This is a genomic window from Streptomyces sp. S.PB5, assembly GCF_030403745.1.
GTDB lineage: Bacteria > Actinomycetota > Actinomycetes > Streptomycetales > Streptomycetaceae > Streptomyces.
The window spans coordinates 49,616-60,158 of the sequence record NZ_JAQMWP010000035.1; the positions used below are offsets into that span (position 1 = coordinate 49,616).

Consider the following 10,543-nt stretch of genomic DNA (forward strand, 5'->3'; position numbering starts at 1 on the left):
GCGGCGCGCTCTGAGCGTCGGTGTTTGCTCCGTTTGCGGGGTTTGATTTCCCTCCGGTGGTCTCGTTCTCACCGCACCGGTCACGGTCGTTTTCTGCATGCGCGAGTCGGGTCTGGTTCACAGCAGTGAGTCGATCCACTCCTGGAGGCGGCGCACGTGGTCGGCGAGGAGGGACGGGTCGCGCAAGGCGTGTGCCAGGAGCGCGCCGCCCTGCACGCCGGCGAGGAGTGTGACCGCACACTCGCGCGGGTCGGCGGCGTTCAACTGGCGGAACTGGGCTTCCGCCCAGTCGAGGATGAGACCCATCAGCTGCGCGGCCTCGCGGTCGAGACCGTCGTCCCGGCGGCCGAGCTCCTCGCTGAGGGTGCCCAGTGGACAGCCGTAGCGGGCGACGAGATCGCGCATCTCGACCCACCGGCCCGCGAGTTCCTTGAGGCGGACGCTGGGGTCGGCATGCGCGTCGAACGAGTGGAGCATGGCCCGGACTTCACCGATCCGCGCCTCGACGACCGCTCTGAGCAGGTCGTCCTTGGTCTTGAAGTAGTAGTACACGTTGCCCGGCGGGACATGCGCCGTCTCGGCGACCTGCGCGAGCGTGACACCCAGGACGCCCTGGCGGTGTACGAGATCGCCGGCGCCGGCGACGAGGCGCTCCCGTTTGCCGCGGTCCCGTTTGGCTGAGTCAGTCATCTCACTCAGAGGATAGCGGGGCCGGGGCCCCTGCTGCTAGCGTCGAGTTAGTCAGTCAACTCACTAACAGGACGCCACTTACCGACACATCACTCGTGCGGATCCCCCGGAGGTCCCCCGCCATGGCGCCGACTGCTTCCGAACCGTCTCCCTCCCAGCCGTCCTTCCTCGCCACCCGCCGCGGTACCTTCACGCTGCTGCTCCTGTGCGCGGTCCAGTTCCTGGACATCGTCGACTCCTCGATCATGAACGTCGCGCTGCCCTCCATCCGGCGCGACCTCGGCTTCTCGCAGCAGAACCTGCAGTGGGTGATCAGCGGTTACCTCCTCACCTTCGGCGGTTTACTGCTCCTCGGCGGCCGCGCGGCCGACCTGCTCGGGCGTCGCCGCATGCTCGTCGCCGGTACATCCCTGTTCGCCGTGTGCTCGCTCCTCGGCGGGCTGGCCCCCGACAGCGGCACGCTGATCGGGGCCCGGATCGTCCAGGGCATCGGCGCGGCGATGATGGCCCCCGCCGGGCTGTCGATCCTCACCACCACCTTCACCGAGAGCCGCGAGAGGGCCAAGGCACTCGGTGTGTGGGGAGCGGTCAGCGGACTCGCCGCCGCCACCGGTGTCTTCCTGGGCGGCGTGCTCTCGGAAGGGCCCGGCTGGCGCTGGGTGCTCTTCGTGAACATCCCCGTGTGCGCGTACGTGCTGGTCGCGGCCTTCCGCCTCATACCGGGCGAGCAGCGGCGCGCCCGCCCGGCCACGTTCGACCTGCCCGGCGCGATCCTCGTCACCGCTGGCATGCTGCTGCTCGTCTACGCGCTCGTACGGGCGCCCGAAGTCGGCTGGGACAACGCCCACACCGTCGGTGAACTCGCCACCGCCGGCATCCTCCTCGCCGTCTTCGCCCTCAACGAACGACGCACCCGCGCCCCCCTTTTCCCCGTCTCCATCCTCCGCATCAAGGGCCTGGCCGCCGCCGACGCCACCCAGCTGATCGCGTTCGCCGGGTTCATCTCACTGTTCTTCTTCCTCACCCTGTACATGCAGAACGTGCTCGGCTATTCACCGGTCCAGGCCGGCTCCGCCTACCTTCCCGTCACGGTCGGCATCGGCATCGCGGCGGGAGTTTCCGCCCAGTTCATCCCACGGATCGGCACCCGGCCCGTCATCGTCGTCGGCGCGCTCGTGGCGGCCGGTGGCATGTATTACCTCTCGCGCGTCCCCGTCGACGGCTCCTACCTCGCCGATCTGCTGCCCGGCCTCGCGATCATGTCGTTCGGACTGGGCGCAATCTTCACCACCGTCACCGCCGCCGCCAACGCGGGAGTGCCCGCGGACAAAGCCGGACTCGCCGCCGGCCTGCTCAATACGTCGCTGCAGATCGGCTCCGCGCTGGGGCTGGCCGTCTTCTCCGCCATCGCCACCGCGCGCACCGACGACCTGCTTGCCGCGCACACCGCCCCCGCGGACGCGCTCACCTCGGGATTCCAACGAGCGATCCTCGCCACGAGCCTCGCCCTGCTCTTCGCCTCCCTGATCGCCCTGGGCGCCACCAACACCCGCAGCCAGGAACTCCCCACCGCTTCCCGGCCCGTTCCTGCCACGACCTCTCGCCACACCCCCGCGACGACCGACACCGCACCGGAATCCGCCGAGTAGGTCCCGTCCGGACGAACACCATCGAGCCGCGCTGCGTTGACCCGGGCGGCCAGGGCGCCAGCGGCGCGGCGGGCCCGCTCGTACGGGGTCGCGGACCGCTTGCGGGTGAGCGGGCGCAGCACGGCCTGGTCCTCGGTGTCGCGCGGGTACAGGGCGCGCAGGTTCGGTGTAGGCGCGCAGGCCGTCGCGGACGGCATCGGCATCCCATCGGGCGTAGCGCAGCAGGCGCTGCAGCGGCCCGGGGCGGGTGTGTCCGACCTGTTCGGCCGGCTGCCAGCAGCTCTTCCGCTCAACACGGGACAGCAGCCCGAGCAGGTAGGCGCGGGCCGTGGCCGGGGCCCAACTCGTCCGAACCGGCCCGCGGTCCGGTCCATGACCTGGTCGAACAGCCCTCGCCAGTGGGCGGGGTCCATGCCACGGCTGGCGGCCGCCGCGCAGTCTACGACAGCCCACACAACCTTCGATGATCACGCGGTGGTCGCTTGTTCCGCAGGCGGCTTCGACACGAGGCAGCGCGAAGCTGATCCGGGATTTCTAGGTCAGGACCAGCCAGCGACGGCCGTCGATCAGTTCTCGGGCTGCGTCGAGGTGGCCGGCGTGGCACGCAGTTTCGGCGATGACATGCAGCAGGACGTCGCGCAGGGTATGCAGGTGCGGTTCACCGAACAGGTCGCGAGGCCACCAGGCCAATGCGGCGTCGGCAGCGGTGGCGGTGATGACGGCATCTGCGAGTTTCGTCTCCTGCCGGTATCGGTCGAGCACGTCGATGGCCGGCACTTCCGGGGCCACCTTCCACGCTTCGTCGCCGCTCGTCAGGCCGCGGATGACCTCCTCGTCCCCGGCGACGACCGCGCCGAACCAGAACCGCTCCACATCCAGCGCGAGGTGCTGGACCAGCCCCAAAAAGTGCCATCCGGAAGGCAGCACGGACCGCCGCAGATCCTTCGCGTCGAGCCCGTCGAGGATGCCGAGGACGTGACGCCGCTGTCCGTCCAGGACCCGAAGGAGCGCCCTGATCTCACTACTCGGAGCTGTTTCGCTCAAATCTTCGGTCATGGTCGCCCATGATCCCCGAATCTTTGTGGCCGCACGGGGAGTTACCCGATATACGCAGCCGGCTGAAGGCCGTGGAACCGTGAAAGGGCAGCCACTGGAATCACCTTCCGCTTCAGGGCCTCGTCAGCGAGGCGACTTGCCGCTGCCTCCGACAGCAGATCACGACGTCGCACTGGAGCACTGAGAGTTCGTCCTCTCCGCGCCCGTCCGCGAAGAACGCTGTGCTGAGCTCCTGGCCTTGGCCGCAGATCAGCCTCCCCTACCTGCACGGCCCCGACCTGGAGCACTGCCCCCTGCCGGACGGCCATGCCCGCATCCTCTGGGCCCTGCCGGTCACCGCAGCCGAGATGGCATACGGTCGCGAGCACGACCTCGAAGCCCTTGAACAGCTCTTCGACGAGCACGCGATCGTCCCGACCGATCCACGGCGGCCACCCGTCGCCTGAACCTCGCGGGCACAGTCCGGGCACAAGCGGCAGCCGGGGATCCCTCCAGCGCCGTCAAAACTCGTCGACGCGTTGAGGCTCAGTGATCACCGATTGCTGCCCAAAGTCATCGGCAAACACTGTCCGACCTCATGAACGAAGCGAAAAGCCCCCAGCCGGGTACGCGCCCGACACCTTCGGATGCGTGCGGGCGCACAGCAGCGTCTGCTTCACCGGCGCCCTGACGGGCGGCTGGTCCATCCCCGACTTCAGCCCATTCATGATCCCCACCGGAGTGCGGCCGACCAGCTACGCGGGCGAGGCCGCCGACCTGCCGCCCCAGGCGTTCCAGCAACCGGCGCTCGACAGTCTTGGCCTCATGACTTCCGCGTCCCTGGACACGCCGACCAACCACCGTCTGGGCTCCGGCCGACCGTTTTCACATCGACGCGGGCCATGTGTACCGGACGGCAAGAGGTGATCTCCCACGGATCCCCGTTCGTCTCGCCGCTGGGATCGATGAACCGGCACCGCTCTGGGTTCCTGGGCGAGCAGGTTCCGCGACACGGCGCGGCGCCTCAGTGAGATCCCACGATTGGCCCATGTCGCCGCGCAGGCACGGGAGATGCCCATCTGTGCCGCCACGTGGGCGATCAGGTGGTGCTGGCAACGCTGTACCAGTCGCAGCCGTCCCTCAGGGGACGGCGGAGGGTTGCGGTGAGGCGCAGGCGCTGCTAGCGCCATGGGTCGAGGGCGTGCTTGCCGATGGTCTGGCCGGCTTCGAGTTGCTGCAGTATTGCCGGTCCCTCGGCCAGGGCATGGACGTGGGGGGTGCCGGGTGCGTATACGCCGCGCGCGATGAGCGCCTCGATCTCGACGAGCAACGACTGGTAGATGGACGGGGCCGCGACCGCCAGCGCACCGATGTGCAGGCCCTTGACCTGGACCTGGTGGGTGAAGACCAGGTCGTGTGTGGTCAGGGTGGCGTCGCCGGAAGCGGCACCGAACACGACGATGCGTCCGGTGAAGGGTCTGGTGACCGACAGACTGGCCTCGAATGTGGCCTCTCCCACCGATTCGAGGACCAGGTCGACGCCGCCGGTCAGGCGGGTGATCTCCTGCGCCAGATGGGGGTGCCGGCTGTCCAGAACCTCGTCGGCACCGAGTGCCTTGACAGTGTTGCGCTTCGAGGGTGACGCCGTGGCGATCACGCGTGCGCCGTAGTGGCGGGCGAGGCGCACGGCGGCCTGTCCCACCCCGCCGGCCGCGGCATGAACGAGCACCACCTCCCGCGGTTTGATCTCGCCCAGCGGCTTCAGCGCGGCAAGGGCGGTGGCCCAGTTCAGCACCAGCCCGAGAGCTTCGGCGTCGCTCCAGCCGGACGGCGCCGGAAGGACACCCGCGGCCGGCATCGTCATGTACTGCGCGAACGCGCCCGGGCCCACTCCGACGACATGGATGCCAAGCTGAAGCGGACTTTCGACGTCCGGGCCGATACCCACGATCTCGCCAGCGGCTTCGAAGCCCGCCACGTAGGGGGCCTGCGGGCCTCCGCCGTAGGTTCCATGGGTCTGCATGACGTCAGCGAAGTTGACCCCGGCGGCGCCCACGCGGATGAGGTACTCGCCGGGCCCCGGGGTCGGGCGGCGATGATCGGTCGTCAGGGTCAGGTCCTTGGGCCCCCGACGGGACTGCTGGACCAGTGCTCGTACCGTCTGCTCAGCGGCGTTCTGCCGCTCGTCGGTCTCCATGCACCGAACCTAGGAATCTGACACTTACGTCAAGGTCAAGTGGCGGTCAGAGATCGGTACGGCGGGCCTGACGAAGGTAGGCGTCGAGTGCCGCCTGCTGATCGCTGAGAACGGCGATGCGAGCAGCAAGCCGATCGCGGTAGTTCTGTACCTCGTGCAGGAACTCCGCGCACACCGCATCGCTGCCGGCATCGGATCCGTCAGTGAGCCAGGGCAGAAGTTCCCTGATCAGCCGCACGGGCAGCCCGGATTCCAGCAGCGAGCGGATGATGAGCACCCGGTCGATCGTGGACTGGCAGTAGTCGCGGAACCCGTTGCTGAAGCGACCGGGGACGATCAAGCCCTCGTCCTCGTAGTGACGCAACGATCTGGCACTCACACCGCTGGCTCTGGACGCTTCGCTGATCTTCATACCTGAAGGCAACGCCCAGGAGCGCTGCGCTCTTCCAGCACTCGCTACGACGAAGCGACAAGCCGCTGCGGCGTCAACAACCCCCACCTCTTCATGCTGCCGCTGCGCCAGCCGACAGCGAGCAGCTCCCCGTCGGCGGAAAGGCGAGCGTTCCCGGTCTCGTCGCGGCCCGTGGCGGGCTGGCTGATCCGTTGGCCGGTCCGGGGTCCCAGACGGTGACGGTGCCGGTGAAGCAGGCCCCGCCGCCGACCCGGGCTGCGAATGCCGGCCGCCGAGAAGAAGTGCGGGCTGGTACCGGATCCGCTCACGAGACCGCCGCCGCTCGGCACTCACCCCGCCACCCTGCGCGTACCGCATACCACCGGCCTACCGCAGGGATCAGCCGACCGTCCGAGTAGATCCGAGTAGATCCGAGTAGATCCGAGTAGATCAGTAATCCAGGCCCAGTGACCTGACCAAGTCGAGCATTTCGGCGCGATGCAAGGCGGCCGGGTTGCCCGCGACAGGGTGGATGTGGCCGTCGATCTCCAGGGCCACCAGGCCATGCATCCGGCCCCAGACCCGCAGCGCGAGCGCCGCCGCGGCGGGCGGCACGTCCGGGAGGTCGTCCTGGATCTTCGCGACGTAATCCGGGTGAAGGTCGGACCAGGAGGTGTCCTCGGGCTGGTGGTGCCGGGCGTGGGGCCATGCGGCGGCCACCAGGCGGGTGAGCTCACGGCACACGCGACGTGCCGTCTGGTCCACCGGCCCGTCCTCAGGGGGCTGGTAGCCGGGGATGGGGTGGCCGTAGAAGAGCCGGAAGCTCTCCGGGTGAGCCAGCGCCCATTCCCTCAGGGCCTGGCCCCATGCCAGGAGCCTGCCGCCGGGGTCGGTGTCGGGCACGGCGTTGCTGGCAGTTTCCACCGCCTCCGCGAGCGATGTGGCGATTCCGCTGATCAGTGCCGTGATCAGGTCGTCTCGGGTCGGGAAGTAGCTGTAGATAGCGCGAGCGGTCATCCCCATCTCACGGGCGATGCCACGCAGTGAGATCGCTCCGGGCCCTCCTGCCGCCATCTGCCGCAGTGCGATGGCCTTGATCTCCCGGGTCGTCTCGATCCGCAGCCGCTCCCTGCGGCTCATCACGCCCGGGACGTTTTCGCCCTCGTCGATGCTCACCTTGAAAGGTTACAGGGGTGCGATAGTCTCCGCCGTGACATTAGTACACGCCGTGTCCAAAGGGACGGGGAATCTCATGCCCGCTTACGTCATCGTCAACGCCGATGTGCTCGACGAGGAGGCCGGCTTGGCCTACGCACCCGTGGCCCAGCGGTCCATCCTCAGCCACGGCGGCCATTACCTGGTCGCGGGACCCACGCCCACGCCAGTCGAAGGCACCTGGGACTCCGCCCGGTTCGTGGTCATCGAGTTTCCCGACATGGACCGGATCCGGGAGTGGTACGACTCCCCCGAGTACCGGCGGGCCCGGGAGATACGCGGGGACAAGGTCCGGGTGGGCATGCTGTTCGTCGATGGCGCACCGCCTGAGGGCTTCTCCCTCCCGGCCTAGTGCGTTGGCCGCGAACGTCGGCCGAGTGGGGACGTGTTGATCTCGGCTGTCGGCCGGATGCTGGTCTTGGCTGCCTGTTCGGGGAGGAGGCCAGCGAGGGCGAAGCCGGTACGCGGGCCGTCAGCCGGCGGACGAGGAGGGACGCGCTCTGCTGCGGATCGTTGATGAGGCTCACTCAAACCGGCCGCCCCTTGCTCGGGGATAACCCCACACCTGCTCGGCGGATCTCCCCACCCAGGCGGCACCTGACCTGGGATCGGACGTCACAAGGGAGGGGCCGTCCGGTAGTCGGCCAGGGGCGGGTCGGGCAGCCCAGGATGAGCGGAGCCTGGTCATGGTACTAGTGGGCTCGCGTATTCAACTGTCGTCGGTTCCCGAGGAACCCAGCCCGATGGTGGCCGGCTGTGATGGTCAGCGGCGTACAACTCCTGGACTCGTTCATCGCCTTCATCGACTACGACCAGGGACCTTTCGAGTCCATCTGCACAGCGACGTCCGGCACGCACGCCCGCGGGTTGCCGCAAAGCCCGGTCAACCGGCTTGGTTTGCGGCCGGATCGTGGTTGCCGACCAGATCACTCCCTTATGGGCAGGCACTCGGCGAGCAGGTCGACGACGTCCCGCCAAGCTCGCTGCGCGTGCTGCGGGTGAAAACCGACCCCAGGAAGCACGATGTGGTCGACCGGTGGGTGATGGAAGGCGTGCAAGGCGCCGCCGTACACCACAAGACGCCAGTCGACGCCCGCAGCCTGCATCTCGGCGGTGAAGGCGTCCCGTTGCACGGGCGGCATGATCGGGTCTTCCGACCCGACCCCGGCCCACACCGGGCAGTGAATGCGCGCCGTCTCGCCTGGTCGGCCCTTGGTCAGTCCGTTGACTGTCGCGATCGCGCGCAGGTCGACACCGTCGCGCCCGAGTTCCAGGGCGATGGCGCCCCCGGTGCCGTAGCCGACGGCGGCGATCCGGTCCGGGTCGGTCCGCGGCTCGGCGCGGAGCACGTCGAGCGCCGCGTGGCCGATGCCTCGCATCCGGTCGGGGTCAGCGAGCAGCGGCATGCAACGGGCCAACATCTCTTCAGGGTCGCCCAAATAGCGCCCGCCGTGGAGGTCGAACGCCAGGGCCACGTATCCCAGCTCGGCCAGCACATCGGCCCGGCGGCGCTCGACGTCGCTGAGCCCCACCCCCTCGGGTCCGACGAGGACCGCGGGCCGGCGGTCGACCCCGGCCGGGAGCGCGAGGTGCCCGATCATCGTCAGGCCATCGGCCGCGTATTCGATCGTGCGCGTGGTAACCGTCGTCATGAGCTTGGACTGTAATGATCGGCGAGCCCGGTCGGGCCGGTGTTCTGCCACTGGCAGAAGGCAGTTCTCTGGCGTGATTCGCACCTGCTGCCACACGCAGGGCCAGGGCACACGTGCCCGGCCCGCAGCGCGCGGGACCGTTCTTCCTCCCATCGTCGCGGCTCACGGGCAAAGGGCCGCAGCAGCTGCTGGGGACTGGACGCGGAGGTGTGTGGAGCGTGTCCGTCATGACGTGCTCCCTTCCAGAAGGCCGTTCCCGGTCAGGGCAGAGGCGCAGGCGGAGCAGCAACCGTCGCCGCCGGGGTGCGCGCGCTGGGGAGTAGGACCTGGGCAGGTGCGGCACAGCGGCCAGCCCAGGCAGGCTGGGCGGATGTCCTCGCCGGGGCGGTGGCGGGCCGTCCGCAGCCCGAGCACCCGACGAGCGCCCGGTAGGCCAGCGCCTCGTCGACGGTGCGGTCAGCTGACGACGCCATGGAGGGCTGCGTCGTCCACGAGGCCTCGCCGGGATCGACATCGTCCGCGTCGGCCACGGAAGGCGGGTAAAGCTGAGCGGAGCGCAGGCGGGCGGCGACGGTAGCGTCGACCGAGGTGCGGATCTGGCTCGGCAGCGGGCGGCTGGAGATGACGTGGCGCAGCTGTTCGGCACTCCAGCCGGCGCCGAGCATCGCGGTTGTGACCCGGCCCTGGTCGTGCAGGGCCTTTTCCTGCAGCAGCAGTTCGGGGTGGGCCGAGCCGATCGACAGCAGCAGCCGGGTACCGGGAGCGAGATCTTGCGGCGCCGGTGTGCCCGTCCCCTCCGGCGCTGCAGCCCCCGGTCCGTGCGTGCGCTCGCCGCAGGCGCACGGAGGGACGGGGTTGGTGTTCTGCTTGTTGGTCTTCTTAAGGATGGTGTTCTTTGTGGGGCGGGCAGCCAACGTAGGGTTATCCAGTCCTGGATTTCCCGACTCTGGTCGTGACGTGGGGTCTTGCAGGGCGGGCAGGTCGGTGATGACGTACGTGGCCAACCCGAGAGTGCCATCCGGGTTACGGGCGCGCTCCCTCTGCAGGAAACCGCGGCGCTCGAGCTCTGCCAGCCCGGTCGTCACCGCATCCACGCCCTCCCGGCCACGGCGGGCCAGGTCCGCAACCGTCATTCGCCAGCCCTCGCGATGCGTGCGGTTCAGCCCGAACAGCCCTTTCGCCTTGAAGGACATGCGCTCATCTCGGAACAGGCCGTTGACGATCTGGGTGAACTGGTCCCCGGCCATCACGCCGCGGCGGATCCCCATGCCGTAATAGCCCCGACCGTCGGTCGAAGCCGTCGGCGCGTGGAGCGCTGTGCCGGCGTCCGCCATGAGGGCGTCAACGAAGGCGGGGCGGTCGGTGATCGAATAGAGGATCTCGCCGAGCGTGCCGTCCGCCCGCCTGAGGCGTTCACGGATGAGGGGCCTCGCGTTTTCCGGACAGGCATCTGACTGCCTATTTCACGCAGCGATTCGCAACTTCTCGTACTCGGCGTGAACTTCGCGTGGAGGTCGGTAACCCACCGCCGAGTGAAGGCGTTTGCGATTGTACCAGAAATCGATGTAGCGAGTGATGTCTTGTCGCGCCGCCTCTCTGGTCAGGTAAGTCACCCTGGATGCACGCTCATTCTTCAGGGCGCCGAAAAATGATTCGGCCATCGCATTGTCGAAACAGATTCCGGTCCGGCCGGCGGATCTTCGGAGCCCGACCC

Annotated in this window: 12 protein-coding genes and 2 pseudogenes; 4 read left to right on the plus strand and 10 right to left on the minus strand. The window is 68.7% G+C overall.

Annotation, left to right across the window (positions count from 1 at the left end; genetic code table 11):
- Positions 1-117: 117 nt before the first annotated feature.
- Complete coding sequence (locus PH203_RS47215; RefSeq protein ID WP_289928892.1) at positions 118-690, minus strand: TetR/AcrR family transcriptional regulator; 573 nt, start codon at positions 688-690, stop codon at positions 118-120.
- A gap of 122 nt (positions 691-812) precedes the next feature.
- Between PH203_RS47215 and PH203_RS47220 the strand changes: the two genes are divergently transcribed.
- A complete protein-coding gene (locus tag PH203_RS47220) occupies positions 813-2,339 on the plus strand; it encodes an MFS transporter (protein ID WP_289928893.1) in 1,527 nt (508 codons plus the stop codon).
- A gap of 26 nt (positions 2,340-2,365) precedes the next feature.
- Here the strand turns inward: PH203_RS47220 and PH203_RS47225 are convergent.
- The 3 genes and pseudogenes from PH203_RS47225 to PH203_RS47235 form a co-directional block, all read right to left on the minus strand.
- Positions 2,366-2,509 (minus strand): annotated as a pseudogene (locus tag PH203_RS47225) (conjugal transfer protein TraA); the annotation flags it as partial.
- Positions 2,508-2,660: pseudogene (locus PH203_RS47230) on the minus strand (IS701 family transposase); the annotation flags it as partial. The pseudogenes PH203_RS47230 and PH203_RS47225, both read right to left, overlap by 2 nt.
- A gap of 213 nt (positions 2,661-2,873) precedes the next feature.
- Positions 2,874-3,395: a DUF664 domain-containing protein gene (locus PH203_RS47235; protein ID WP_289928894.1), complete on the minus strand. Its 522-nt coding sequence runs from the start codon at positions 3,393-3,395 to the stop codon at positions 2,874-2,876.
- A gap of 221 nt (positions 3,396-3,616) precedes the next feature.
- Between PH203_RS47235 and PH203_RS47240 the strand changes: the two genes are divergently transcribed.
- The gene (locus PH203_RS47240) at positions 3,617-3,841 is read left to right on the plus strand and encodes a suppressor of fused domain protein (RefSeq protein WP_289928895.1); all 225 of its coding nucleotides are present in this window, start codon (positions 3,617-3,619) and stop codon (positions 3,839-3,841) included.
- A gap of 184 nt (positions 3,842-4,025) precedes the next feature.
- A complete protein-coding gene (locus tag PH203_RS47245) occupies positions 4,026-4,301 on the plus strand; it encodes a hypothetical protein (protein ID WP_289928896.1) in 276 nt (91 codons plus the stop codon).
- 253 nt (positions 4,302-4,554) lie between these two features.
- Here the strand turns inward: PH203_RS47245 and PH203_RS47250 are convergent, their stop codons facing one another.
- From PH203_RS47250 to PH203_RS47260, 3 genes are all read right to left on the minus strand, one after another.
- Positions 4,555-5,571, minus strand: coding sequence for an NADPH:quinone oxidoreductase family protein (locus tag PH203_RS47250; protein WP_289928898.1), 1,017 nt, complete (start codon positions 5,569-5,571; stop codon positions 4,555-4,557).
- Positions 5,572-5,617: 46 nt separating this feature from the next.
- The gene (locus tag PH203_RS47255) at positions 5,618-5,983 is read right to left on the minus strand and encodes a MerR family transcriptional regulator (RefSeq protein ID WP_289928900.1); all 366 of its coding nucleotides are present in this window, start codon (positions 5,981-5,983) and stop codon (positions 5,618-5,620) included.
- A gap of 429 nt (positions 5,984-6,412) precedes the next feature.
- A complete protein-coding gene (locus PH203_RS47260) occupies positions 6,413-7,138 on the minus strand; it encodes a TetR/AcrR family transcriptional regulator (RefSeq protein ID WP_354671324.1) in 726 nt (241 codons plus the stop codon).
- A 76-nt stretch (positions 7,139-7,214) separates the two neighbouring features.
- Here PH203_RS47260 and PH203_RS47265 point away from each other — a divergent pair, with 76 nt between their 5' ends.
- Positions 7,215-7,529 (plus strand): DUF1330 domain-containing protein, encoded by a 315-nt coding sequence (locus PH203_RS47265; protein ID WP_289928902.1) that lies wholly within the window; start codon positions 7,215-7,217, stop codon positions 7,527-7,529.
- 574 nt (positions 7,530-8,103) lie between these two features.
- Here PH203_RS47265 and PH203_RS47270 read toward each other — a convergent pair.
- From PH203_RS47270 to PH203_RS47280, 3 genes are all read right to left on the minus strand, one after another.
- Entirely contained in the window at positions 8,104-8,829 is a 726-nt protein-coding gene (locus PH203_RS47270; RefSeq protein WP_289928904.1) for a dienelactone hydrolase family protein, read from the minus strand.
- A 260-nt stretch (positions 8,830-9,089) separates the two neighbouring features.
- A complete protein-coding gene (locus PH203_RS47275) occupies positions 9,090-10,163 on the minus strand; it encodes a hypothetical protein (protein ID WP_354671325.1) in 1,074 nt (357 codons plus the stop codon).
- A 129-nt stretch (positions 10,164-10,292) separates the two neighbouring features.
- Positions 10,293-10,543: integrase core domain-containing protein (locus tag PH203_RS47280; RefSeq protein WP_289928905.1), on the minus strand; the 251-nt coding region annotated here is incomplete at its 5' end.